Genomic DNA, 25,881 nt, shown 5'->3' on the forward strand with positions numbered 1-25,881 from the left:
ATCAGGTGCCAGGAAGCTGTGGGACTTGAACTCTGGCCACCCGCTGTCATCTGATTCACATATCGACTGGGGGAACACCATGCAAATGCTCTACGACTCTGACTCCTTTGTGGTCGTCCACATGCTGCCCGACGCCGTGGAGCAAAAAGGCACCCGGCTGCACGACACTGCGCCGCCCGCACCCCAACTGGCCCGCCACGGCTTTGAAATCGTGGACAAACGCTCGGGCAAAGAGGTCTATCTGGATGGCTCCTGGGCCGAGATGTTCCAGCAGCAGATCCTGGCTTGGCAGCGCGACACCCCGACCCAGGAAGAAGTGGAAGACGCACTCGACCGCTATGCCGGTCTAGCGCAAAACCCGGTGATAGTGCACTGAGAGTGCTGAGGCGAACACTGAGGAAAAGGGGCATTGCCCCTTTTTTTTCTGCCGGGAACTGCCCGCCGGACCACGATAAGGGACCGATGTGTTGCAGGGTCGCTCAAGCCGCTCGCGGGTAAATGCGCCGAAACAAGGGCTCCACCAGCACCAGCACCGCCATCAGCCGGCACACCTGGAACGCCGTCACCACCGGCACGCCCAATTGCAGCACCTTGGCCGTGATGGCCATTTCGGTGATACCGCCCGGTGAGGTGCCCAGCAGCAGGGTCACCCAGGGCAGCCCGGTGGCCCAGGCCAGCAACGCCGAAAACAGGGCGCACAAAACCATCAGGACGAAGGTGCCCACCGCCACCGACGCCAGCCAGCGCGGCGCAGCGCGCAGAAAATCGGCCCGGAACCGCACGCCCAGGCTCACGCCGATCACCAACTGCGCCGCGTTCACCAGCCCCTGGGGCACCGCCGTCAACGTAAGGCCCGCCATGGCCAGCCCCATCGAGACCACCAGCGCGCCCATGAACCAGGGGTTGGCGCGGCCCAGCCGGTCCATGGCCAGCGCTCCGGCCCCGGTCAGGAGCGCCAGCAGCGCCAGTCCCGGCCCGTTCACTGCGCGCACGGTGGGCGGCAGGATATCGAGGCCATGCAGCCCGCTCCACTGCAGCGCAAAGGGAATGGTCACCGTGACGATCAACAGGCGCAGGCTGTGGCTGGCGGCCACGAGATCGGTGCGGGCGTTTTCGCGCTCGGCCAGCAGCGTCATCTCGGACGCCGCGCCAATGGCGCCCGAAAAATAGCTGGTGGCCCGCATCATCGGCGCCGGCACGCCATGCATGCGCGGCGCGTGCAGCCGGTACAGCCAGGCGCCAAACAGCCAGCCCAGCACCAGCGCCCACACAATGCCCAGCGCAATGGCCCACCACAGGCTGGCCACCAGCGCCACCACCTGCGGCGTGAAATAAAGCCCCAGCGAGGCGCCGATCGACCACTGCCCGGCATTGCGCAGCGGGGCCCAGCTTTCGGTGGGCGCACCACCGATGGACAGCAGCGAGGTGGCCAGCAGCGGGCCAATCATCCAGGGCAACGGGGTGTGCAGCGCCACACAGGCGGCTGCGGCGGCCCAGGCCAGGGCCAAGGTCAAGGCCACACGGGCGATAAAAAGCAGGTGACTACGCATACAAGCCTGCCAGTATCGTGCGGCTCTCCGCCCGCACCGCCGTAAGCGCCGGTCGGGCCCATGCTGGTGGGGCATGGTGGGTGTCGCACTTTGCGTGGGGTTTTTAGTCAAATCAGGCCGAAGCGCTTATGCAGCAAGCGCGAGCAGCTATGCTTTTTGAAGCACCGTCTCCCACGCACACGGGCTATGCAGGTCATCCCTTGCGGCGTATCGCCATCTCGCTGCCCATTGCCTGCAGCGCCGGGGCGGCCAGCAAAGCTTGCGCTGCAGGATAGGCCACGGCCTCTTCGTCGGCGATGTGGCGGTCGTAACGGGCGATGAAGCGGTCGAACGCCGCGCCATCGGCCTCGCTGAACCCGGCCTGCCGGCCATCGGCCAGGGCCTGCAGCGGCAGGCGTGCGGCCGCCCAGTCGGCGGTCATGCAGAGGTGGTCGTGCTGCAGGCGCGCCACCAGCGCAGCCACGTCGGCGGTGCCTTGCGCCAAAAGCAGCGGAAACACATGCAGCTCCTCGTCTTCATGGTGCAGTGGCGCCGCGATGTCGAAGTAGCGCAGCACGTCGCGCGCCGCCTGCTGCGCGGCAACGTCTGCGCCGTGCTCCAGCACATGGGCGCGCAGCCGCTGCAGCAGGGTGAGCGTGCGCTGCACGCGCTCGTGGCAGGCTTCGAGCATGGCAAAGGGCTGCTCGAACCCCACGGCAGGCGCGTTGAAACCGGGCAGGGCCGAGGAAGTGCCCATGGCCGCGACTACCCGAACCGGACCGGCTGCCCCTGCCGGTCAAAAGGAATGTAGGCGCCATGCGCGCCGCCCTTGATGGCATCGACCATGCGCTGCAGGGGCGCCTGGGCATCGGCGCTGCTGGGTGCCTGGTTCAGCCTGCCCGACAGGGCCGCCGCAAACACCATGGCCCAGTCGTGGCCCGGGGCAGTGAACTGGCGGGCCTCTTCCACCAGCGCGTTGAACGAGGGCAGCTCTTGCGGCGTCTTGTCCACACACATCAGCGGCACCAGGGCGCCGCCCTGCCCGGCGGCAAAGCGCTCGCGCTGCGCGGGCGTGGCGTCGTCGGGCAGCTCAATAGCAGCAAACACAAACAACAGGCGCTGGGGTTCGGGTTGCAGGCGCGCGGCTTGCAGCAGATCGTCGAAGCTGGAAATGTCCATAAAAATTCTCGTTGTGAAAGAAGTTGGCCAGCGTCAGATCCCGGGCACCACGCCCCGGTCCGGGTCCAGCGTGCTGACATAAGCGCTTGCCACGGGCCGCGCCCGCGCCGGTTTGCGCGACAGCACGGTGCCGATGCTGATGAAGCACAGGGCCTGCTCGGAGGCCGTCAGCTGGAACAACGCGCGCAGGCTGGCCGCCTTGAGGGCCTTGCCGCTGGTCAGCGCCGAGCCATAGCCCTGCGCGGTGGCCACCAGCAGCATGTTTTGCACGGCGCAGCCGGCGGACAGCAGCCGCTCGGCCAGATCGATGTCGGGGTCGCCGCGCTCGCCATCTACCACCACCAGCGTCAGCACCGGGGCACGGTAGGCTTTTTCGCGCGCCTGCCCGCACTGCTCGGGCGTGGCGCAAGGGTCGCGCTCCAGCAGCGCCTGGGCAAACACCTCGGCCAACGGGGGGCGCGCGGCCTCGGGCACCAGCACAAAGCGCCAGGGCAGCAACTGGCCATGGTCGGGCGCATGGGCCGCGGCATTCAGGATGGCGGCCAGCTCGGCGGCATCCGGCCCGGGTGCACCCAGGCGCTTGGGCAGGATGGTCTGGCGCGACTGGATCAGCGCTGCGGCCATGGCGGCCACGGCGCCATCGTCCGGGGCGGCAAAGGGCGCTGCGCCGGGCGCGTGGTTCAAGGTAGAGGGAATGGCCGCCATGTGCAGGTCCTTGGCTCAGCCGGACCGCCCTTGCGCATCCGGCACAACATCCAGAACAGGCCGGGAGCTCACCCGCAGGTTCCCAGGTGGCCGCACTGCGTGCAGTAGTCGCAGCCGTCCTTGCGGATCACGGCGTGCGCGCCGCATTCGGTGCATTTCTTGCCGGCCATGGCGGGGGGCATGCCGCTGGGCTGCGCTGCAGGCTCTTCCAGCGGCAGCTGCTGCTGCACCGGATCGGTCACGCGCCGCGCCAGGATGTTCTGGATGGCATAGGCCATGGCCGCCACCTCGGAGTCGTGCCACATGGGCACGCGGGTGCCGTCGTCCTTCTGGTGCGTGCCCAGGCGCACGGGGCCACGGTCCCACGCCACCTTGCGCATGTCAGAAAGCGCCCGCTCCAGAAAGCCGCCACGGGCCGCCAGCGACAGCAGGCGCATGCTGGCGGTGATCCACTGCTGCGACTCGCCGCTCTGGCCCACGGGCATGAAGAACTCGATGGCGCGATCGACCGTGCCATTGCCGATGCCCGTGGGCACCGGCAGGAACGAGACGATGAGGTACAGCGTCTTGTGGCCTTCCTGCGTCCAGTACTCCAGCTTTTCGGCCACCGCCGAGAGACCGCCCTGGGGCCGGCTCTCGATCACCGTGCGCATGGGGTCCACGGACGATGGCGCAGGTGCGGCCACCTGTGCGACCACCGGTGCGGCATGGGTTTCGAGCACCGAACCCAGGATGGCGTTGGGCCGGTAGGTGGCCAGGCCCTTGAGGCGGGCGCGCCAGGCCTGCAGGTACAGGTCCTTGAAATCGTCGTAGGGGTAATCGGCCGGGATGTTCACGGTCTTGGAGATGGCCGTGTCCACATAGGGTTGCACCGCTTCCATCATCGCGATATGCCCTTCGGCAGGCATGGCCAGCGCCGAGATGAAATAGTCGGGCAGCGCATTCACGTCACCGCCCAGATCGCGGTACAGCCGCCAGGCGTGGTCTTCCACCGAATATTCGCTGGTGCTGCCGTCGGCCTCGCGCTTCTTGCGCTTGTACATCCACGAGAACGGCGGCTCGATGCCGTTGGAGGCGTTGTCGGCAAAGGCCAGGCTCACGGTGCCTGTCGGGGCGATCGACAGCAGGTGGCTGTTGCGGATGCCGTGCGTGCGAATGGCGTCCTTGATCGGCTCGGGCAGGCGGCTGGCGAAGGTGCCGGCGGCCAGATAGGGCTCGGCCTCGAACTTGGGGAAGGCCCCCTTTTCGCGGGCCAGCTCCACCGACGCGAGATAAGCCGCGTCGCGCATCGATTGCGCAATGCGCGCCGCCATGGCGCGCCCTTCCTGCATGTCGTAGCGCAGGCACAGCATGGCCAGCGTGTTGCCCATGCCGGTAAAGCCCACACCAATGCGGCGCTTGGCCATGGCCTCGTCGCGCTGCTGCTGCAGGGGCCAGAAGGTCACGTCCAGCACGTTGTCGAGCGCGCGCACCTGCAGGGCCACCACCTTCTCGAAAGCTTCAAAGTCAAACGACGGCAGGCCGTCAAATCCAAACGGATGGCGCACAAACCGGGTCAGGATGACGGGGCCGAGGTCGCAGCAGCCATAGGACGGCAGCGGCTGCTCGCCGCAGTTGTGCACCACCAGGCCGTTGGCGTCAAAAGCATGGACATCGGCCACGGTCACGTCATAGACATCCTCCACGCCCGCATCGACCAGCGCCTGCACCGTGGCGGTAAAGCGTTCACGGTTGAGCGCGCGCCGGTACTGCGCCAGGCCCTCTTCCAGGCGCGCCGATTTTTCGGTATCGCAAAAGCCCACGCGCTCGGCAAACACCAGCAGGTTGTCGCCGCTGATGACCAGCTCGTGCTGGGCACGGGTGGCATAGGGCTGGGTGCCACCTTGGCCATTGGGCAGCTGGCTGACCGAGGCCGGGCGGCGGTTGCGGTACAGCGTGGACGCAATGCCCATGCGCAGCAGCATGCGTTGCACGGTTTGCAGCAGCGCCTCATCGCTTTGCGCCAGGCGCACGCTCAGGCCCTTGTCTTGCGCGCCTTGCACCGAGCCATCGGCGTCAAACAGCCCGCACAAAAGGCCTTGTGCGAACGCGGACGACTGCCGCTCCATCGCGGGCGTGATGGTTTTGGCCCCCGGCGCCATGCCCAGATCGTGCGCCAGCCGCCACAGCGCGGCACTGGCCATGCGCGCCTCGCCACGCCCGGCCACCGGACGCTGGAAGCCTTTGAAATCGGCACGGTGCGGCAAGGTGGCGGCGGCGGCCATGGCGGCTTGCATGATGCCGTCAGCGCCTGACGCCGCATAGGCCACCGCGCCCTGTCCCACGGCTTTGAGTTCGGGCGCCCACACCGAAATCACGGCCTTGTCGGCCTTGAGGGTGCCATCGCCGATCAGCAGGCCGAGCAGATAGCCCTCCGCCTGCGTGCCCGCGCCAGCCCAGCCGGCAAATGCGCGGTGGTCGTGCAGCACCACCTCATCGCCGGGCTGCAGCTGCGCGGCCTCGGTCCACTCCACTTCCAGGCAGTAGCGGGTCTTGCGCGCCACGCGGCGCACGCGGTGGTCTGCCGTGAGGCGCAGTGCATGCCCTTCACGGGTTTGCAACTGCAGTACGGGCTTGGTGCCGGTCTTGAAAAAGCCCTGGCTCTCCACCCGGTAGGAGCGCCCATCCACCACGGCGGCAAACGGGCGCCCCACCAGGTCGGCCACCTGCGCGGGTCCCTCGGCAGTCATCACCCAGGTGTCGGCGGTCACGCACGGGTTGGTCGCAGCGATGTCTTCGCAGTAATTGAGGTTGTTGTCCTCGTTGATGCGCCCCAGGAACAGGATGCCCGGCTCGGCGAAGTCGTAGGCCGACTTCATGATGGTGTCCCACAGCTCGCGCGCGGGCACGGTGGCATAGACCCACAGGCCGTCCGCGCGCTGGCGGGCGCCCTGGGCCAGCAGGTGGGCCCCGGGCTTGGCCTTGTGCACCAGCTCCCAGGGGGCGTTGGCCTGCACGGCGGCAATGAACTCGTCCGACACCCCCACCGACACGTTGAAATTGTTCCAGCGCCCCGGTGTGCGCTTGGCGGTGATGAACTCGTGCACATCGGGGTGGTCGATGCGCAGCACACCCATTTGCGCGCCCCGGCGCGCGCCCGCGCTCTCCACGGTGGAGCAGGACTGGTCAAACACGTTCATATAGCTGCAAGGCCCCGACGCCATGGAAGCCGTGGCCTTGACCTGCGCGCCCTTGGGCCGGATGCGCGAAAAGTCATAGCCCACGCCGCCGCCCCGGCGCATGGTTTCGGCGGCTTCGCGCAGGGCTTCGTAGATGCCGGGAAAGCCCTCGTCGTCCACGCCCTGGATGCAATCGCCCACGGGCTGCACGAAGCAGTTGATGAGCGTGGCCTGGATGTCGGTGCCCGCTGCGCTCATGATGCGGCCCGCGCCAATGGCGCCCGCATGCAGGTTGTCCAGGAACAGGGTTTCGTACTTTTCGCGCAGGTCGGGGGCTTCTACCGAGGCCAGGGCGCGGGCCACGCGGCGGTAGAGGTCTTCGGCGCTGGTTTCGCCGGGTTTGAGGTATTTTTCACGCAGCACATCCAGGCTGATGGGCTGCGACGCAGAGGTGGAGTTCATGGTGGGATGGGGTTCGCGCTTCATGGGTTCGGATGATTGGATGTTCGCCTTCGCGTGGCATTGCGCACTGTCAAGAAGGAGTCAAAGCCCGTCCAAAAGAACCTGCCCGTCATGTTCCACATAGGGGTGGTACGGCCCCGTACCACTGTTGTCAGCCAGCGACGCGGGCACAAAGCCCCCCGTCTTGACATCGAACACATGCACTTCCCCCTCCTCGATCACGTAGTGCCAGCCGTGCAGACTGATCTGGCCCGTCTGCACTCGGCTACGGACCATAGGATATTCCATCAGCCGCTCCAGCTGCAGCACCACGGCCCGCTGCTCGGTGCGACGGAGCACCTCGGGGACGGGCTGCATGGGCAGCAAGGCCTCGCGGCCCAGGTCCAGCCAGCGGTTCAGGTTGGGCGCCTCGGGCGAAACCTCACCATACATCGCCTTGATAGCCCCACAGTGGCTGTGGCCACACACCACGATGCGGCGCACCTGCAGATTGAGCACCGCGAACTCGATGGCCGCCGTGGTGCCATGGTGGCCGTGCGATCCGTCGTAAGGCGGAATGAACGCGCCCACGTTGCGCACCAGAAAAAGCTCGCCCGGCCCCGCCCCGGTCAGCAGGTAGGGCACCAGGCGCGAGTCGGAGCAGCCGATGAACAGGGTGGTGGGGTGCTGCCCCTCGTCCACCAGCGTCTGGAACTGCTCGCGGTACTGGGGAAAGGCGTCGTCGTGGAAACGGCGCAGGCGATCCAGCAGTTCATCTGGCATGGGATGCGTCCGTGCTCCGTGGGCGCTACTGGACCAGCGGAGATTCGGCCGCGTCCAGCGCCACGCCGTCCACCACGGCCACGCCTGCCAGCAATTGCAGATACTGGCGCAATGCATTCACCCAGGCCTGCTGGCGCAGCGTGAGCGCGATGGCCTGGCGCACTTGCTCGAACGCGGGCTCCTGCCCCTGCTCGCGCGCCACCACTTCCACCACATGCAGGCCAAAGCGGCTGTGCACCAGGCGCGCCAGCACGCCGATCTCTGCGCTGCCAAACACCTCGCGGGCAAACTCGGGGGCGCAGTCGGCGCGGGTCAGCCAGCCCAGGTCACCACCCTGTTGGCCGCTGGGGCAGTTGGACCACTGGGCGGCGGCCTTGGCAAACTGGGCACCGCCGTCGTCCGCGCAGCGCAGCTCGATCAGCAAAGCCTCGGCACGCAGGCGCAACTGTTTCACATCGACGCCCGGCGTCACGGCAAACAGCACATGGCGCAGTTGGGCACGCTCGCCCTGGGCATGGGCCGCCGGGTGGGCCTCGTGGTAACGGCGGCAGGCTTCTTCCGACGGATCGGGAATCGGCAGCTCGCGCTCGAGCAGTTGCTCGATGGCGTTCGAGGCCGCGGCGCTGATGGCGCCTTCGACGCCCGGCACATCGTCCTGCGCCAGCAAACCACCTTGCTGGGCCGCCTGGCGCAGCAGCTCGGTGCAGGCGCGCTGGCGCAAGGCTTCTTCGTCCAGCAGTTCATGGGGCGCATTCAGGGCAACGCCATTGATGCGCGCCACCGGCGCTTGCCCGATGGGTTGCCGGGTTGGCGGCACGGGCCCATCGGTCAGCGAGGGCACGCCCACCGTGGCGGCCAGGGCCTCGTACGCAGCCGCCTGCTCGGGGGAGAGCACGCTGTGGCCTGCGCTCTTGCTGCTTGTTTCGGTGGAACTGCATCCGCAGCTCCCGGTTCCGCATCCGCTCATGCTGTGCTCCTTGGGTTGTTTCGCTTCAGGCGCGACGGTCTTGCGATTGCATGTGTCCGGGCGGCAGGTTCAGGCGGCGCGCACGCACCACCTGGTAGGGGCGCAGCACATAGGCCAGCGTGCCAAAGCCGCTCCACACATGCACCAGGCGCGTGAACGGAAAGATCAGGAAGATGCTCATGCCCAGCACCATGTGCGCCTTGAAGATCCAGCCGGCACCGGCCAGCAGTTCCACCCCGCCAGAACGGAAGGTCACGATGCGCTGCGCCCACTCGGCGAGCAACATCATCATGGAGCCGTCCAGGTGCTGGGCCGACAACGGAATCGTGGCCAGGCCCAGGGCCAGTTGCAGCCACAGCAGCACCAGCAAAACGATGTCGCTGGTCTTGGACGTGGCGCGGATGCGCGGGTCCGACAGGCGGCGGTGCAGCAGGATGGAAACGCCCACAAAACCCAGCAGCCCGGCGATCCCCCCCGTCACCATGGCCATCAGCTGCTTGTTGCCCGCGCTGATGAAACCCTCGTACAAGAAGTGCGGCGTGAGCATGCCCACGGTGTGGCCAAAGAACAGGAACAGCACGCCAATGTGGAACAGGTTGCTGCCCCAGCGCAGGCGGCCGGTGCGCAGCAGCTGCGACGAATCGCTCTTCCAGGTGTACTGGTCACGGTCAAACCGCGCCCAGCTGCCAATGAAGAAAACGGCCAGGCAAATATAGGGATAGATGCCAAACAACAGGGTGTCAAGCCAGGCGGTCATGCTGAGACTCCTTCGGGTGCCCGCTCGGCGCGGGGGGTACGAACAAAATGCATGGGTTGCGGCTGGTCAGGCTTGGCCTGGCCCTGGGTGCTGCAGCCGCCAAACGCTTCGGGCTCGGCCCAGACCTCGTCCATGGGCGGCTCGGGGGTGAGCGCCACCGACTGCACACGCTGGCCCGACACTTCGAGCACCGCGGCAATCACGCTGGCATAGGGGCTGCTTCTGGCCACCAGCGCGCTGAACAGGGCGTTGAGGATGTGGGCCATTTCGCCCAGGAATTCCTTGGCCACTTCGGGCGGCTGGGTGGAGGCGAACTCCAGCACCACGGGCAGGTGGTCGGGCAGCTCGTCGGCCTGGAACTGCAGGCCAGCCTTTTCGTAGGTCTGCAGCAAATCGATGAGCGCCGGGCCCCGGTCGCGCGAGTCGCCGTGCACATGCTCGAACAGGTGCAGCGAGGTCTGGCGGCCGCGATCGAAGTTGTCCACGTAGCGGGCTTCGGCTTCGAGCGGGTCGAGTGCCGCCAGGTGCTCGCACACCGCCTTCAATTCATCCATGCGTTCGGCCGTCAGGGCTTGCTCCGCCTGCAGCGCATCGATGAGCTGCGGCATCACGCTGCGCAGCTGCGCATCGGGATAACTCAGCAGGTAGCCCAGGGCGCGCAGGGTCAGGCGCACGGAGGTCGGGTTCTTCTTGAACATGGTGATTCCTTTGCCTGTGCTTCAGACCGTGGCTTTGATCGGGATCGTGCGGGGCTTCTTGCCGCCGAACATGCTGACCTCGGTGGCGCCATCGGAGCAACCGTTGCCGAACGAAAAGCCGCAGCCGCCACGGATGTCAAACGCGTTCTCGGCGTACTCGCGGTGGGCCGTCGGGATGACGAAGCGGTCCTCGTAGTTGGCAATCGCCATCACGTGGTACATCTCCTCCACCTCGGCCATCGACAGGCCGGCCTGCTTGAGCACCGACAGGTTCTGGCGCTGCTCCACATGCTTGTCGCGCTGGTAGGTGCGCATGGCCAGCATGCGTTCCAGCGCCCGCACCACGGGGCCGGTGTCGCCAGCGGTCAGCAGGTTGGCCAGGTACTGCACGGGGATGCGCAGTTGCGAAACATCGGGGATGTCGCCATTCACACCCACATGGCCTGCGTTGGCAGCGGCCGTGATGGGCGACAGCGGTGGCACATACCAGACCATGGGCAGCGTGCGGTATTCGGGGTGCAGCGGCAGAGCCACCTTCCATTGCACAGCCATCTTGTAGACGGGGCTGTTGCGGGCAGCGTCCATCCAGCTGTCCGGGATGCCGTCGATGCGGGCCTGCTTGATCACGTCCGGGTCGTTCGGGTCCAGGAAGATGTCGAGCTGAGCCTGGTACAGGTCGCGGTCGCGCTCCACGCTGGCGGCTTCCTGGATGCGGTCTGCGTCATACAGCAGCACGCCCAGGTAGCGGATACGGCCCACGCAGGTTTCGGAGCACACGGTCGGCTGGCCCGCTTCGATGCGCGGGTAGCAGAAGATGCACTTCTCGGCCTTGCCCGATTGCCAGTTGTAGTAAATCTTCTTGTAGGGGCAGCCGCTCACGCACATGCGCCAGCCACGGCACTTGTCCTGGTCGATCAGCACGATGCCGTCTTCCTCGCGCTTGTAGATCGAGCCGCTGGGACACGATGCCACGCACGCCGGGTTCAGGCAGTGCTCGCACAGGCGCGGCAGGTACATCATGAAGGTGTTTTCGAACTGGCCGTAGATGTCTTTTTGCACATCGTCGAAGTTCTTGTCCTTGCTGCGCTTGATGAACTCGCCGCCCAGGATTTCTTCCCAGTTCGGGCCCCATTCGATCTTCTCCATGCGCTTACCGGTGATCAGGCTGCGCGGGCGGGCCGTGGGTGCGGCTTTGCTTTCAGGGGCCGACTGCAGGTGGTCGTAGTCGAACGTGAAGGGCTCGTAGTAGTCGTCGATCTGCGGCAGGTTGGGGTTGGCGAAGATGCGCATAAGCAGCTTCCACTTGCCGCCCTGGCGGGGAGCGATGGAGCCGTCGGGGTTGCGCACCCAGCCACCATTCCACTTGTCCTGGTTTTCCCATTCCTTGGGGTAGCCAATGCCGGGCTTGGTCTCGACGTTGTTGAACCAGGCGTATTCCACCCCGGGGCGGCTGGTCCAGACGTTCTTGCAGGTGACGGAACAGGTGTGGCAACCGATGCACTTGTCCAGATTCAGCACCATGCCGATTTGTGCGCGAATTTTCATCGTGTTTCTCCTTGGCTTCAGGCGTGGGCTGCGGTGCTGGACACGGGCTCGTCGTCGAGCCAGTCCACGCGGTCCATCTTGCGCACCAGCACGAACTCGTCGCGGTTGGTGCCAATGGTTCCGTAGTAGTTGAAGCCGTAGCTGTACTGTGCGTAGCCACCAATCATGTGGGTGGGCTTGAGCACGATGCGGGTGACCGAGTTGTGGATACCGCCACGGGTGCCGGTGATCTCGGAGCCGGGGGTGTTGATGATCTTCTCTTGCGAGTGGTACATCATCACCATGCCGGGTTTCACGCGCTGGCTCACCACCGCGCGGGCCGCAATGGCGCCATTGGCGTTGAAGAGTTCGACCCAGTCGTTGTCCACGATGCCGGCGACCTTGGCGTCGTCTTCGCTCAGCCACACCACCGAGCCGCCCCGGTTCAGCGTGAGCATCATCAGGTTGTCGCTGTACGTGCTGTGGATGCCCCACTTCTGGTGCGGCGTGATGAAGTTCAGCGCAATCTCGCGGTTACCGTTGGGCTTCTTGCCTTCCACTTCTTCCAGCGTCTTGAGGTGCACGGGTGGGCGGTAGCTCACAAAGCCTTCGCCAAAGTCACGCATCCACGGGTGGTCCTGGTAAAACTGCTGGCGGCCCGTGAGGGTGCGCCATGGGATGTACTCGTGCACATTGGTGTAGCCCGCGTTGTAGCTGACCTTCTCGCTTTCCAGACCTGACCAGGTGGGTGAGCTGATGATCTTGCGCGGTTGCGCCTGGATGTCACGGAAGCGGATCTTCTCGTCCTCGCGGTGCAGCGCCAGGTGCACGTGGTCGCGTCCGGTCTGCTTGCCCAGGGCTTCCCAGGCCTTGCAGGCTACGTGGCCATTGGTTTCGGGTGCCAGCATCATCACCACTTCGGTGGCGTCAATGTCGGTCACGATGCGGGGCATGCCCTGCGTCACGCCCTCTTCCTTCACGCGGCCGTTCAGGTCACCCAGCTGGCCCACCTCAGTTTGCGTGTTCCAGCCAATGCCCTTGCCGCCGTTGCCCACCTTCTCCATCAACGGGCCCAGCGCGGTAAAGCGTTTGTAGAGGTTGGGGTAATCGCGCTCGACCACCGTGACCTGCGGTGCTGTCTTGCCGGGGATGAGTTCGCACTCGCCTCGCTTCCAGTCGTGCACACCATAGGGCTGGGCCATTTCGCCCGCCGTGTCGTGCATGATGGGTGTGAGCACCACGTCCTTTTCCACGCCCAGGTGGCCCACGCTGACCTCGCTCACGGCCTTGGCAAAACCCTTGTAGATCTCCCAGTCGCTCTTGGCCTGCCAGGCAGGGTCCACCGCCGTGGACAGCGGGTGGATGAAGGGGTGCATATCGCTGGTGTTGAGGTCGTTCTTCTCGTACCAGGTGGCTGTCGGCAGCACGATGTCGGAGTACAGGCAGGTCGTGCTCATGCGGAAGTCGAGCGTGACCAGCAGGTCCAGCTTGCCTTCTGGCGCATTGGCGTGCCATTGCACTTCTTCGGGCTTGGCTTCGTCCTTGCCCAAATCCTTGCCCTGCACGCCGTGGGTGGTGCCCAGCAGGTGCTTGAGGAAGTATTCATGCCCCTTGCCCGACGAGCCCAGGATGTTGGAGCGCCACACGAACATGTTGCGCGGCCAGTTGGACGGATGGTCCGGGTCTTCGCAGCTCATCTGCAGGCTGCCGTCTTTCAGTGACTGAACCACGTAGTCCTTGGCGTCCATGCCCTTGGCTGCGGCGTCTTTGGCCACCTGCAGCGGGCTGGTCTTGAGCTGGGGGGCCGATGGCAACCAGCCCATGCGCTCGGCGCGCACGTTGTAGTCGATCTGCGCACCGTGGTAGGCCTTCTTGTCGGCCAGGGGCGAGAGGATTTCCTCCACGCCCAGCTTCTCGTAGCGCCACTGGTCGGTGTGAGCGTAGAAGAAGCTGGTGCTGTTCATCTGACGGGGCGGGCGGATCCAGTCCAGCGCAAAGGCCAGCGCCGTCCAGCCCGTCTGTGGGCGCAGCTTTTCCTGGCCCACATAGTGCGCCCAGCCGCCACCGCTCTGGCCAATGCAGCCGCACAGCATCAGCATGTTGATGATGCCGCGGTAGTTCATGTCACTGTGGTACCAGTGGTTCATGGCCGCGCCGATGATGACCATGGACTTGCCATGCGTCTTGTTCGCGTTGTCGGCGAACTGGCGCGCCACGGTGATGATCTGCTCGCGCGGCACGCCGGTGATCTTTTCCTGCCAAGCGGGGGTGTACGGGCGGTCGCTGTCGTAAGTAACACCCTGCTCTTCGCCAGGCAGACCCCGGTCAATGCCGTAGTTGCCGGCCAGCAGGTCGAACACGGTGGCCACCATGACCCGGCCCTGGGCTTCGTGCCCGGCCAGCTCCAGATGGGACACCGGCACGCGGCGCACCATCACGTCGCCACCTTGCTCGTTGGCCGTGAAGTTGGGCGTTGCCACGCCGCCAAAGTACGGGAAGGCGACATCGGCAATGTCATGGGCCTGCGCGCCGTCTTCGATCACCGACAGCTTGAGCCGGGCGGTGTTGCCGGTGCGTGCTTCCTTGTTCTCCAGGTTCCACAGGCCCTGGTCGGGGCGGCCGTCCGCCCCCCAGCGAAAGCCGATGGAGCCATTGGGCAGCGTGACCTGGCCCAGCTCGTCGTAGCCCACGGTCTTCCAGTCGGGGTTGTTCGACTGGTCGAGCTGGCCGGGGAAGTCGCTGGCGCGCACATAGCGGTCGGGCACCATCACCGTGCGGCCATCGGGCAGCGTCTTTTCCTTCAGCACCACCAAGAGCGGCAGGTCGGTGTAGCGGCGGGCGTAATCGTCAAAGTACGCACTGCGGCCCTTGCCACCGTCCTTGAAGTAGAACTCCTTCAGGATCACATGGCCCATGGCCATGGCCACGGCAGCGTCGGTGCCCTGCTTGGGGTGTATCCACAAATCGCCCAGCTTGGCGACTTCGGAATAGTCGGGCGTGATGGACACGACCTTGGTGCCCTTGTAGCGCACTTCGGTCAAGAAGTGAGCGTCAGGCGTGCGTGTCTGGGGCACGTTGGAGCCCCAGGCAATGATGTACGAGCTGTTGTACCAGTCGGCCGACTCGGGCACGTCGGTCTGCTCGCCCCAGGTCTGCGGGCTGCTGGGAGGCAGGTCGCAGTACCAGTCGTAAAAGCTCATGCACACGCCGCCGATCAGGCTGAGGTAGCGGCTGCCTGCAGCGTACGAAATCATCGACATGGCCGGAATGGGCGAGAAGCCGATGATGCGGTCGGGCCCGTGTTTCTTGATGGTGTACACGTTGGCGGCGGCGATCATCTGGTTGACTTCGTCCCAGGTGCTGCGCACGAAGCCGCCCAGGCCGCGCTGCTTTTGCCATTCGCGCTTGGAGGCATCGTTTTCGACGATGCTGGCCCAGGCGTCCACCGGGCTCTTGGCCAGTGCGATGGCGGCGCGCCAGTGCTTGAGCAGGCGGCCACGCACCATGGGGTACTTCACGCGGTTGGCGCTGTACAGGTACCAGCTGTAGCTGGCACCGCGTGCGCAGCCACGGGGCTCGTGGTTGGGCAGGTCGGGCCGGGTGCGGGGGTAGTCGGTCTGCTGGGTTTCCCAGGTGACGATGCCGCCCTTGACGTAGATCTTCCACGAGCACGAACCCGTGCAGTTCACACCGTGGGTGCTGCGCACGATCTTGTCGTGCGCCCAGCGGTCGCGGTAGGCGTCTTCCCAGGTGCGGTCTTCACCGTTGGTCTGGCCGTGGCCTTGGGCAAAGGTTTCGCGCGGTTGCGAGAAGTACGAGAGGCGATCGAGGAAATGGCTCATCGGGGGCTCCTTAATTTTTCAGTTGTCCATGGTTCTTATACGCAGCGCACCGCGTGTGAAACCGGCACGCTCCAAGCCAGCAGTCGCCGCGGAACTGGCTTTGCCAGGCCGCTGGCGGCGTCCCCCTGGAGGGGGAAGACACGAAGTGGCTCAGGGGGTGTTCCATTTTTTTCAGCAAGGCATCTCGGCGTGCTTGCGGGCGTAGTACCACCAGGTGATCACGATGCAGATGACGTAGAAGGCGACGAAGGTCCACAGTGCGGCGTCGGGGCCACCGGTCAGCGCAATGGAGCTGCCATAGCTCTTGGGGATGAAGAACCCACCGTAGGCGGCCATGGCGGCCGTGAAACCCAGGGTGGCAGCGCCCAGCGTGTTGCCCTCCTTGTTGGCCTGCGCCACCGCGGCGGTGTTGTTGCGGTCCACACCGCGCATGGCTTCGGTCAGAAAAATCACGGGAATCATGCGGAAGGTGGAGCCATTGCCGATGCCGGTGGTCAGGAACAGCACCAGGAAGCACAGGAAGAACCCGGTGAACTGCCCCTCGTTGCCACCCGAGGGTAGGAAGAACGTGACGCCCACCACGGCCAGCGCCATGACAATGAAGTTCCACAGCGTGACGCGCGCGCCCCCGAGCTTGTCCGCCAGCCAGCCGCCAAAGGGGCGCACCACGGCACCGACCAGCGGCCCCAGCCAGGCGTAGGCCAGGGGGTTGATGCCGGGAAACTGGCTCTTGATCAGCAAGGGGAAACCGGCGGCATAGCCGATGAACGAACCGAACGTGCCCAGGTACAGCACGCACATCAGCCAGTTGTGCTTGCGCCGAAAAATGACGGCCTGGGTGGAAAACGACGCCTTGGCGTCGGCAATGTCGTTCATGCCGAACCATGCGGCCAGCGAGGCCAGCGCGATCCATGGCACCCAGATGAAGGCCGCGTTCTGCGTCCACACCTCGACCGACTGGCCGCTCTTCACGATCGTCTGCGGGTCACCGCCAAAGATGCCGAAGATGCCTGCCGTCACCACCAGCGGGCTCAGAAACTGCACCACCGACACGCCCAGGTTGCCCAGGCCCGCATTCACCCCCAGGGCCGAACCCTTGCGCTCCTTCGGGAAAAAGAAACTGATGTTGGCCATGCTGGAGCTGAAATTGCCGCCCCCCAGGCCACACAGCAGCGCCAGCACCAGCATCGTCGGATAGCTGGTGGTGTTGTCCTGCACCGCGTAGCCGATGCCGATGGCGGGGATGAGCAAGGTTGCAGTGGAGATGGCCGTCCAGCGGCGACCGCCCACCAACGGCACCATGAACGAGTAAAAAATGCGCAACGTGGCACCGCTGAGCGCAGGCGCCGCAGCCAGCCAGAACAGCTGGTTGGTCGAATACTTGAACCCCAGCCCTGGCAGGCTGACGGCCACGACGCTCCAGACCTGCCAGATGGCAAAGGCCAGGAACAATGCAGGCACCGAGATCCACAGGTTGAGCTTGGCGACGGCTTCGCCTTCACGCTCCCAGAACGACTTGTCCTCGGGTGACCAGATGGTGAGCAGACGCCCCTGGCGGCCGCTGCTGTGTGGGTTGGCAGACATGGTGTTCCCTTAAAAATTTAGTGGGCGGCCTGGTGCGCCGAAGCACCGGTCGGATCCATCACATCGGTGCGACGGACTTCGGTGAAATACATCCAGATCAGCGAGACCCAGACCACGCCATACATCAGCATGAAGGCGCTGGAACGGATGCCAGTGAGGTCCATCAAGGCGCCAAACAGGATGGGCAGCACAAAGCCCCCCAAACCACCGGCCAGGCCGACAATGCCGCTGATGGCGCCAATGTTTTCCGGATAGTCGTCACTGATGTACTTGAAGACGCTGGCCTTGCCGAAGGCAAACGCCACGCCCAGCGCCCCCATCAGCGCGGTGAAGGCATAGACGTTCAAACCGATGTGGAACGTGGTGGGGCCGTTGACCGTGAGGATGGTGAAATCGGTCTGCGGATAGCTCAGCAGGAACAGGCAGATCCAGCTCACCCACATCACCCACCAGGTGACACTGTGGGCGCCATACTTGTCACTGAGCACACCACCAATGGCGCGCAGCACACCGCCCGGCAGCGAGAAGCAGGCTGCCAGCAGCGCCGCCACGCGGATGTCCAGGCCATACTCGCCCACGTAGTACTGCACCATCCACAGCGACAGCGCCACATAGCCACCGAACACAATGCTGTAGTACTGGCAATACTTGATGACCTTGGGGTCCTTGAGCGCCTTGAGCTGGTCGGTGAACTTGACGTTGCTGGGCACCCGATGGGCCGGGTCGCTGTAGCTGAACAGCCAGAACAGCACCAGGGTGCCGAGCATGATGGCGGCATACACCTGCGGCACCATGGCCCAACCAAAGGCCACCAGCAGCACCGGCGCGACAAACTTGTTCACGGCCGCGCCCGAATTGCCCGCCCCATAAACACCCATCGCCATGCCCTGCCGGTTCTTGGGGAACCAGCGCGCCACATAGGGCGTGCCCACCGAGAACGAGCCACCCGCCAGCCCGACAAACAGGCCGATCGTGAGGAAATGCCAGTACTCGGTGGCATAGCTCATGAGCCAGATCGCCGGCACCGTAATGGCCATGAGCACCGCCATCACGATCCGCCCACCAAACCGGTCGGTCCAGATGCCCAGCGGCACGCGCACCAGCGAACCGGTGAGCACCGGCATGGCCGTGAGCAGGCCGAATTGCGTGGAGCTCAGGTTCAGCATTTTCTTGATGGGAATGCCGATCACCCCGAACATCATCCACACCATGAAGCAGACGGTGAAGGCCAGCGTGCTCACCAAAAGCACCGACCAGGCCTGTCGGCTGCGTTGCGGACTGTCGCCCACCGAAAGCGATGCGTTTGCCATGGGTTGTTCCCTCTTTCCTGTATGGCATGCATCGTCCCGCATGGGCAGGGGTTTGCCCATCCCTCTTCAGGAGGGGTCAGCGTGGCAAAAAGAACGAGGGGGTTACGCCGCCATCGTTCGAAAGAACTATGGGGAAGCAGGAAGCGGGGGATGCGCGCTAGCGCTGGCGATCAGAGGCGTACACGGCGGCCTGCACGCGCGAACTCAACCCCAGCTTGCGCAGGATGTGCTGCACATGGATCTTCACGGTGGTCTCGGCAATGTCCAGCGCCCGCGCGATTTCCTTGTTGCTGGCGCCGCGTGCAATCTCGCGCAGCACGTCTTCCTCGCGCGGCGACAGGGGTGTGCTCGGCTCTGCCGGCGCAGGCGCCTTGCCGGGCAGGGCCGAGGCCAGTGCGTCGTCCGCCTCCGGCGCGCCCTGCGACTGGAAGGCTGCCACCAGTTTGCCCATCAGCTCGGGGCTGACCACGGGCTCGCCGGCAGCAGCGCGGCGAATGGCCTGCGCCAGCAGATCCCCGTCAATGGTCTTGAGCAGATAGCCTTGCGCGCCGTTGCGCAGCGCCGTGGCCAAGTCCTGTGCGTCTTCGCTCACTGTGAGCATGAGCACGCGGGAAGCCGGCGAGGCCTCGCGCAGCCCCCGGATCGCATCCACCCCCGTCACCCCGGGCAAATGGTTGTCGAGCAGGATCACGTCGGGCCGCAGCGCGGGGGCTAGGCGCAGCGCCTGCGCGGCGTCGCCCGCCTCGCCCACCACCTGCAGGCCCGGGTCCTGCCCCAGCAAGGCCACCAGGCCCCGGCGAAACAGGTTGTGATCGTCCACCACGAGCAAGCTGACAGGCGCAAAAGTAGGCATGGGCATCAATGGACGGAATGGGCAGGATCGGCAATGACGGGCAGGGGCGGCTCGCGGGGTTCCTGCGCGGTGGACAGGGTGGGAAGCTCGATGCACACGCGGGTGCCAGCGCCCGGCGCCGACTCCACCTGCACCACCGCACCGATGCGTTGTGCACGCTCGCGCATGATGCCCAGGCCGACATGCACGGAGTCGGGCGGCACGGCCCGAACTTCAAACCCCGTCCCATTGTCCTGCACTTCAAAGCGCCAGCGGGGATGCCGGTGCACGCGCAGTTCCACCCGGGTGGCACCCGAATGCTTGCGCACGTTCGTCAATGCTTCCTGCACCATGTGCAGGACCTGAATCTGCACATCTGGCGGCAGGGGCAGGCCATGGCCCACCATCGTGAGCGTGGTGGCGATGCCGGTCTGGTGCTCGAATTTGGACAGGGTGGTGCGCAGCGCCGCCTCAATGTCTTCTTCGCTGGTGCGCGTGCGAAAGTGCAGCAACAGTTCGCGCACATCGCTATAGCACTCGCGCACGCCCACATCGAGCTCGCCCATGCTGCGGTCCCGCGCCGCGATGTCGCCCTTGGCCACGGCATCGCGCAGCAGCTGCGTCTGGATCTTGAGGAAAGCCAGCGACTGGGCAATCGAGTCGTGCAGCTCGCGCGCCAGCAAGCTGCGCTCTTGCGCCACGGCGGCCTCACGCTCCAGGGCGGTGGCGCGCAAGCCTTCCATGGCGCTGGCCAGGTGGCGCGTCATGGCTTCCAGAAGTTCACGCACCTCATCGGTCAGCTCTACCGAGGAGCGAAAGAACAGATTGACCTCGCCGAGCATCCGCTGCTGCATCTGCACGGGAATAGCCACCAGGGTCTGATAGCCAGCATCGCGGCAATGCGGATACGCCAGCGTAGTGGACGCCATGATCGGTATGACGCGGGTGTGTGCCTGGCTCTGCGGCTGGCCACACATGCAAGTGCCCGTGTGCAGGCAATGCTCCTCTTCGGTCATGGCGCGCGGCATACCGTCGCCAGCCAGCAGCACATAGCGCTCATTGGCCTCGTCGGACCAGCGCGCCGCAACGGCATCGGCACCCGCCACACGGCGGATCTGCTTGACAAAGCCTTGCGCCAGGGCGTCCAGCCCGGTCGCCGTGGAGGCCAGCGCGCTCACTTCATACAGCGCCGCCAAGCGCTGGTTCTGCACGGCGATGCTGGCGGTCTTCTCGCGCACCTTTTGCTCCAGATCGTCGTGCGAGGCCTGCAATGCATGGGCCATCTGGTTGAAGCCCGCCGAGAGCTGGCCGAATTCGTCGTCAGTCTCCACCGGCAGCCGCGCCCCCCATTCGCCCTGGCGCAGCCGTGCCAGCGCCTGCTGCAGTTGCGACACCGGATTGAGCACCAGCAGATAACTCACCGCCATGAAGGTCACCGCAGCCGCAATGGCCACCGCCATCATGATCAGCTGAAACACATGCAACACGGCCGTCCAACCGGCGATCTGGATTTCTATGGCCTCGACAAAGCCGTCCACCTTCTGCACCAAGCTGTCGGCCTGGGCCAGCGAGCGGGCGCGGTCTGGCGGCAAGCCAGCAGCCCACTCCTTGCGCAATGCCGCCCAGGTGGTGCGGACTTCTTCAAAGCGCGCCCGCGTATCTGCCCCCCAGGGCACAAACAGGGGTCGCGAGGGATCTCCCGTGCGCAGCAACTCCAGGCTGGCGTCGAACTGCCGCGCATGCCTTTGCACCGCTTCGGGCGACTCAGTCTGCTGCACCAGAACCATGCGCAGCATGTTCATGCGCAGGCGCCCGGCCTCGTTGACGGCTGCGGCGCCCCCTTCGAGTTTCCAGGCCACCCACAGCGTCAAGCCGATGGATGCCAGGGCCACCAACAGAAAGCCCCCGCCCATGGCCAGCAGCTTGAAGGTCAGCGGGGACTTGGTGCGCATGGGCGCAGTGTAGGAAGGTCGCGCGCCCCATGCCTTGACTTGAATCAAGACCAGGGCGCGCAGCATGCCCCCCTGCCGCCGACAACGCCCAGACCCCGGCGGCCCGCGCCTACACGGCCTGCCGGGCCCGCACCAGCGCGGCAAACGCCTCGGCCGCAAGGGGACGGCTGCAGTGATACCCCTGATAGCTGTCGCAGCCGCGCTCGCGCAAAAACACCAGCTGCTCCGCCGTCTCAACCCCCTCGGCCAGCACCTGAAGGCCCATGCTGTGGCCCATGGCGATGATGGCCGCACTGATGGCCATGTCGTCGGCGCTGCGCGGAATGTCGCGGATGAAGCCCTGGTCGATCTTGAGCACATCGATGGGAAAGCGCTTGAGCTGCGCCAGCGACGAATAGCCGGTGCCGAAATCATCCACCGCCAGCCGTAGGCCCAGTTCGCGCAGGCGCCGCATGGTCAGCCGTGCCTCGTCTTCGCGCTCGGCGAGCGCACTCTCGGTGATTTCCAGCTCCAGCAGCGCGGCCGGGAATCCGGTTTCCTTTAGCGCCGACGCGGTGCAACCCACCAGGTCGGTCAGCTGAAACTGGCGCGGCGACACGTTCACCGCCAGCGTCAGCGCAGGCAGCCCCTCGTCGCGCCAGCGCTGCCCCTGGCGGCAGGCCTCGCCGATGATCCATTCCCCCAGGGGGCCGATGATGCCCGACACCTCGGCCACGGGGATGAAGCGGGCTGGCGAAATCAGGCCTTCCTCGGGGTCATTCCAGCGCACCAGCGCCTCGGCGCCCACGATGCGCCCCGTGGCAATGTCGATCTGCGGCTGGTAATGCAGCACCATGTGGCCGTGCGCCAGCGCCAGGCGCAGGCGCGACTCCAGCGCTAACCGGTCGCGCGCGGACTGGGTCATTTCCTCGGTGTAAAAACACCAGGCCCCGCGCCCCAGCGCCTTGACCCCATAGACGGCAGTATGGGCGCCCTGCAACAGGGTCTGAGCCGTGGCGGCATGCTCCGGAAACATGCAAATACCCACACTCGCGCCGGCCACCACCTCGAACCCGTCGGGCGAGTGCCAGGGCTGCGCCACCACGGCGATCAGCTGCTGTGCCACCGCCGCCGCGCCATCGGCGTGGTGCAGATGGCGCACCACCACAGCCAGCTCATCCCCGGCCATGCGGCCCAGCAGGTCGCCCGGCCGCATGGCCGCCTGCACCCGGCGGGCGATGTCCTTGAGCACCTGGTCGCCCATGGCATGGCCATAACTGTCGTTCACGTCCTTGAACCGGTCCAGGTTGAGGTGCAGCACGGCCATGCGCTCGCCGCTGCCGCGTGCCTGCACCACGGCGTCTTCCAGCTGCCCGCAGAACCACAGGCGGTTGGACAGGCCGGTGAGCGCGTCGTTGTGCGCCAGAAACTCCATGCGCTGGTGCTGCGCCTTCTCGTCGGAGATGTCGGTGAACATGCACACATAGTGCGTGGCCGTGCCAGCGGCATCGCGCACCACGCTCAGCGACATGTGCTCTGGAAACACATCGCCGCTCTTGCGCCGATTCCAGATTTCGCCCTGCCAGCGCCCGGTGCGCCTCATCGACTCCCACATCGCCTCGTAAAACGCCCGGTCGTGCCGGCCCGACTTGAAAACGCGCGGGGTCTTGCCCAGCAATTCGTCCTCGGTGTAGCCCAGCATCCGCGTGACCGAAGCGTTCACCGAGAGAATGCGGTTGTGCGTATCGGTCACGATCACGCCTTCGCTCATGTGGTCCATCACGGTGGACGCCAGGCGCTGGCGCTCATCGACCTGGCGCTCGCGGGTCAGGTCGGTCAGGATGCCCGAAAAGCGCTCGGGCTGCCCCGCCTCGTTCAGGTGGCGCACACCACGGGCCATGAACCAGCGGTAGTTTCCGTCAAAGCAGCGCAGGCGGGCCTTCTCGACAAAGGGCTCACCCGAGGCCAGGGCGTAGCGCACGGCCAGTCGCACGCGCTCGCTGTCGTCGGGATGGAGGCGCTCGCGCATGCGGAAATCCCGCGCGAAATCATCGCCCTGGTAGCGCAGCATGCGCGCCACGCTGGGCGAAAAAGTGGTGTGGGCGCTCTGCAAATCGCGGTCCCACATGCCGCCCCCACTGCCCTCCACCGCCAGGCGAAGGCGCGTCTCGCTGCGCTCGAGCGCGGTGCGCGCGGCCTGGATCTCGCCCATATCCTGGAGCACACAATCCAGATGGGCCGGTTCGTCGCCTTCTGCGGGCACAAAGGTCACGGTGTTGAGCACATGCACGATGCGCCCGTCGGACGGCCGGTGGCACTGCCGCGTGCCCAGGTAATGGTCGATCTCGCCGGCCAGCAGACGCTTGATCTGCTGCATGGCGTGGGCAAGGTCTGAGGCCTGGACAACGTCACGAAAATTCAGGGCCTGCAAGGCCTGCAGGTCCTCGCCCAGCATCCTGCACAGGCAGCCGTTGGCCCACAGGATGCGCCCGTCGAGTGCCACCCGCGCCATGCCCACCGGCGCGTGGTGCACGATCTGCGCCAGCTCGCGCGCCACCGCCGAGCGCTGCCGCTCCACCTTGCGCATGCGCCCCAGCAGCCAGCCGGCCATCGCACTGGTGACGAGCACATACAGCCAGCCCTTCCAGGTCTGCAAATGCGTGATCTGCTCGGGCGTGCCGGCCCACCGGGCCAACAATGCGTCGCCCGCAAACACCCATGCCACGCCAAAAACGAGGTAAAGCACCACACCCCACCAAGGCGCCAGTTTCGGGATGCAACCCGTGATTCGCATAAAGCTCCTTATTCCAACACCTACGGCCCTTGCTGCGACAATGGCGCAGCTATGACCAACGCCTACATCCTTACCCTGTCCTGCCCCGACCGCCTGGGGCTGGTGCACGCCGTCTCGGGCTTTTTACTGGAGCACGGCGGCAACATCGAAGAAGCCGCGCAGTACAACGACCACGCCACGGGCCTGTTCTTCATGCGCGTGCAGTTTGCGTGCGACCAGCACGACCACGCCACCCTTCAGGCCCGCCTGACCAGCTTTGCAGAGCCACACCAGATGCGCTGGAGCCTGCATGCCACGGCCCAGCCCGTCAAAACCGTGCTCATGGTCAGCAAGGAAGGCCATTGCCTGAACGACCTGCTGTTTCGCTGGAAAAGCGGCCTGCTGCCCATCGACATCCGCGCCATCATCAGCAACCACCGCGATTTTTATCAGCTGGCGGCCAGCTACAACGTGCCGTTTCACCACATTCCGCTCACCGGCAGCACCAAGGCGCAAGCCGAGGCAAAACAGTACGAGATTATCGAGGCCGAAGAAGCCGAGCTGGTGGTGCTGGCACGTTACATGCAGATACTTTCTCTTGACTTATGTCAAAAACTGGCCGGACGGGCCATCAACATCCACCACAGCTTCCTGCCGAGCTTCAAGGGCGCCAAGCCTTATTACCAGGCGCATGACCGGGGCGTGAAGCTGATTGGCGCCACCGCCCACTATGTGACGGCCGACCTGGACGAAGGCCCCATCATCGAGCAAGACGTGGCCCGTGCCGACCACACCGACACGGTGGAAGACCTCACCGCCCGCGGCCGCGACACCGAAAGCCAGGTGCTGGCCCGCGCCGTGAAGTGGCACAGCGAGCACCGGGTGCTGCTCAACGGCCACAAGACGGTTGTCTTCCGTTAGCCGGCCACCCATGGCCACTGCAGCCCCGTCCTTCTTCCTCAGCAGCGCCGCAAAGCGCATTCCACCCATCCAGTGCCTGCTGACGTTTGAAGCGCTGGCCCGGCTGCGCAGCGTGACGCAGACGGCCGACGAACTTTGTGTGACACCCAGCGCCGTGAGCCACCGCGTCAAGCAGCTCGAACAGATCCTGGGCGTGCGGCTGTTTGGCCGGGCCGATTTTTCGCTGACCACCGAGGGCAGCGCCTACCTGGCCCATGTGCGCGAGGGCCTGGGCGCGCTGCAGCGCTTTCCGGGCGCTGCCTCGGCACCGGGCCGGCGGCGGCTCAAGCTGGCCGTCACGCCCACATTTGCGCGCGCCATCCTGATCCCGCGCCTGCGCCAGTTCACCGCGGCCTACCCCGAGATCGACCTGGCGCTGCAGGTGTCCATTCCGCTGCTGGACGTGGTGGCCGAAGACGCCGACCTGATGGTGCGCTTTGGCCCCGGTCACTATGCCGACGTGGAGCATGTGGAAATTGCCCGCGATGTGGTCACGCCCCTGGCATCCCCCGCCTTCGTGCGCGAGCACGGGCCTTTCGAGCGCCCCGAAGACCTCGAAGGCGTGCCCCTGCTGCGCAGCCCGCTGGAGCCCTGGCGCACCTGGTTTGCCGCCACGGGCCTGAACTGGGCCGAGCCCAGCGAGGGCTCGCAGTTCAACGACATCGGCCTGATGTGCGACGGCGCCGCCGCCGGCATGGGCGTGGCGCTGGTGCGCCTCAAGCTCGGCGCGCCCTGGCTGGAAAACGGCACCCTGGTGCGCCTGTTTGCCACCGACACCGCCAGCCCGCACGCGCACTACCTGTGCTGGCGCACCGGCACCATGGATCGGTGGGAGTGCGCGGCGTTTGCGGAATGGCTGCGCAAAACCATGGCATAAGATTTTCCAAGCAAAATACATCTCTGGCGCT

General features: G+C 65.7%; 19 protein-coding genes. 3 read left to right on the forward strand and 16 right to left on the reverse strand.

The genetic code is table 11. The annotated features are described in order from the left end of the window. The first annotated feature begins 79 nt into the window (after nucleotides 1-79). On the forward strand, nucleotides 80-376 hold the full coding sequence (locus CCX87_RS16525; protein WP_087747778.1) for a BTH_I0359 family protein: 297 nt from the start codon (nucleotides 80-82) through the stop codon (nucleotides 374-376). Between the two features lie 103 nt (nucleotides 377-479). Here the strand turns inward: CCX87_RS16525 and CCX87_RS16530 are convergent, their stop codons facing one another. The 16 genes from CCX87_RS16530 to CCX87_RS16605 form a co-directional block, all read right to left on the reverse strand. After that, nucleotides 480-1,550 carry an AbrB family transcriptional regulator gene (locus CCX87_RS16530; protein WP_087747779.1) on the reverse strand — a complete coding sequence of 357 codons (1,071 nt, stop codon included), beginning with the start codon at nucleotides 1,548-1,550 and terminating at the stop codon, nucleotides 480-482. Between the two features lie 193 nt (nucleotides 1,551-1,743). Then, on the reverse strand, nucleotides 1,744-2,286 hold the full coding sequence (locus tag CCX87_RS16535; RefSeq protein WP_087747780.1) for a hemerythrin domain-containing protein: 543 nt from the start codon (nucleotides 2,284-2,286) through the stop codon (nucleotides 1,744-1,746). Between the two features lie 8 nt (nucleotides 2,287-2,294). After that, entirely contained in the window at nucleotides 2,295-2,708 is a 414-nt protein-coding gene (locus tag CCX87_RS16540; protein ID WP_087747781.1) for a ribonucleotide reductase subunit alpha, read from the reverse strand. A 33-nt stretch (nucleotides 2,709-2,741) separates the two neighbouring features. Further along, the gene (locus CCX87_RS16545; protein ID WP_087747782.1) at nucleotides 2,742-3,413 is read right to left on the reverse strand and encodes a nitroreductase family protein; all 672 of its coding nucleotides are present in this window, start codon (nucleotides 3,411-3,413) and stop codon (nucleotides 2,742-2,744) included. 68 nt (nucleotides 3,414-3,481) lie between these two features. Beyond that, nucleotides 3,482-7,057 (reverse strand): LAGLIDADG family homing endonuclease, encoded by a 3,576-nt coding sequence (locus CCX87_RS16550; protein ID WP_087747783.1) that lies wholly within the window; start codon nucleotides 7,055-7,057, stop codon nucleotides 3,482-3,484. A gap of 57 nt (nucleotides 7,058-7,114) precedes the next feature. After that, nucleotides 7,115-7,795 carry a carbonic anhydrase gene (locus tag CCX87_RS16555; protein WP_087747784.1) on the reverse strand — a complete coding sequence of 227 codons (681 nt, stop codon included), beginning with the start codon at nucleotides 7,793-7,795 and terminating at the stop codon, nucleotides 7,115-7,117. Between the two features lie 25 nt (nucleotides 7,796-7,820). After that, nucleotides 7,821-8,762: a peptidylprolyl isomerase gene (locus CCX87_RS16560; protein ID WP_232476427.1), complete on the reverse strand. Its 942-nt coding sequence runs from the start codon at nucleotides 8,760-8,762 to the stop codon at nucleotides 7,821-7,823. 25 nt (nucleotides 8,763-8,787) lie between these two features. After that, nucleotides 8,788-9,519 carry a respiratory nitrate reductase subunit gamma gene (gene narI / locus CCX87_RS16565; protein ID WP_087747785.1) on the reverse strand — a complete coding sequence of 244 codons (732 nt, stop codon included), beginning with the start codon at nucleotides 9,517-9,519 and terminating at the stop codon, nucleotides 8,788-8,790. Continuing rightward, a complete protein-coding gene (gene narJ, locus CCX87_RS16570; protein ID WP_087747786.1) occupies nucleotides 9,516-10,217 on the reverse strand; it encodes a nitrate reductase molybdenum cofactor assembly chaperone in 702 nt (233 codons plus the stop codon). Before narJ ends, narI begins: the two co-directional genes overlap by 4 nt. A 21-nt stretch (nucleotides 10,218-10,238) precedes the next feature. Continuing rightward, entirely contained in the window at nucleotides 10,239-11,762 is a 1,524-nt protein-coding gene (gene narH, locus CCX87_RS16575; RefSeq protein ID WP_087747787.1) for a nitrate reductase subunit beta, read from the reverse strand. Between the two features lie 17 nt (nucleotides 11,763-11,779). After that, nucleotides 11,780-15,583, reverse strand: coding sequence for a nitrate reductase subunit alpha (locus tag CCX87_RS16580; RefSeq protein WP_087747788.1), 3,804 nt, complete (start codon nucleotides 15,581-15,583; stop codon nucleotides 11,780-11,782). Nucleotides 15,584-15,754: 171 nt separating this feature from the next. Continuing rightward, the gene (locus CCX87_RS16585; protein WP_087747789.1) at nucleotides 15,755-17,167 is read right to left on the reverse strand and encodes a NarK family nitrate/nitrite MFS transporter; all 1,413 of its coding nucleotides are present in this window, start codon (nucleotides 17,165-17,167) and stop codon (nucleotides 15,755-15,757) included. A gap of 17 nt (nucleotides 17,168-17,184) precedes the next feature. Then, nucleotides 17,185-18,477: an MFS transporter gene (locus tag CCX87_RS16590; RefSeq protein ID WP_087747790.1), complete on the reverse strand. Its 1,293-nt coding sequence runs from the start codon at nucleotides 18,475-18,477 to the stop codon at nucleotides 17,185-17,187. A gap of 157 nt (nucleotides 18,478-18,634) precedes the next feature. Beyond that, nucleotides 18,635-19,336, reverse strand: coding sequence for a response regulator (locus CCX87_RS16595; RefSeq protein ID WP_369825302.1), 702 nt, complete (start codon nucleotides 19,334-19,336; stop codon nucleotides 18,635-18,637). Further along, complete coding sequence (locus tag CCX87_RS16600; protein ID WP_087748434.1) at nucleotides 19,336-21,261, reverse strand: type IV pili methyl-accepting chemotaxis transducer N-terminal domain-containing protein; 1,926 nt, start codon at nucleotides 21,259-21,261, stop codon at nucleotides 19,336-19,338. The genes CCX87_RS16595 and CCX87_RS16600 overlap by 1 nt, the downstream gene beginning before the upstream one ends. 109 nt (nucleotides 21,262-21,370) lie before the next feature. Then, the gene (locus tag CCX87_RS16605) at nucleotides 21,371-24,034 is read right to left on the reverse strand and encodes an EAL domain-containing protein (protein ID WP_087747791.1); all 2,664 of its coding nucleotides are present in this window, start codon (nucleotides 24,032-24,034) and stop codon (nucleotides 21,371-21,373) included. Between the two features lie 51 nt (nucleotides 24,035-24,085). Between CCX87_RS16605 and purU the strand changes: the two genes are divergently transcribed. Continuing rightward, nucleotides 24,086-24,934: a formyltetrahydrofolate deformylase gene (purU, locus tag CCX87_RS16610; protein ID WP_087747792.1), complete on the forward strand. Its 849-nt coding sequence runs from the start codon at nucleotides 24,086-24,088 to the stop codon at nucleotides 24,932-24,934. 10 nt (nucleotides 24,935-24,944) lie between these two features. Continuing rightward, nucleotides 24,945-25,850, forward strand: coding sequence for a LysR substrate-binding domain-containing protein (locus CCX87_RS16615; protein ID WP_087747793.1), 906 nt, complete (start codon nucleotides 24,945-24,947; stop codon nucleotides 25,848-25,850). The last annotated feature ends 31 nt before the right edge of the window (nucleotides 25,851-25,881 follow it).

Origin of the sequence: Acidovorax sp. T1 (assembly GCF_002176815.1) — a bacterium.
In the GTDB taxonomy this organism is placed as follows: domain Bacteria; phylum Pseudomonadota; class Gammaproteobacteria; order Burkholderiales; family Burkholderiaceae_C; genus Acidovorax.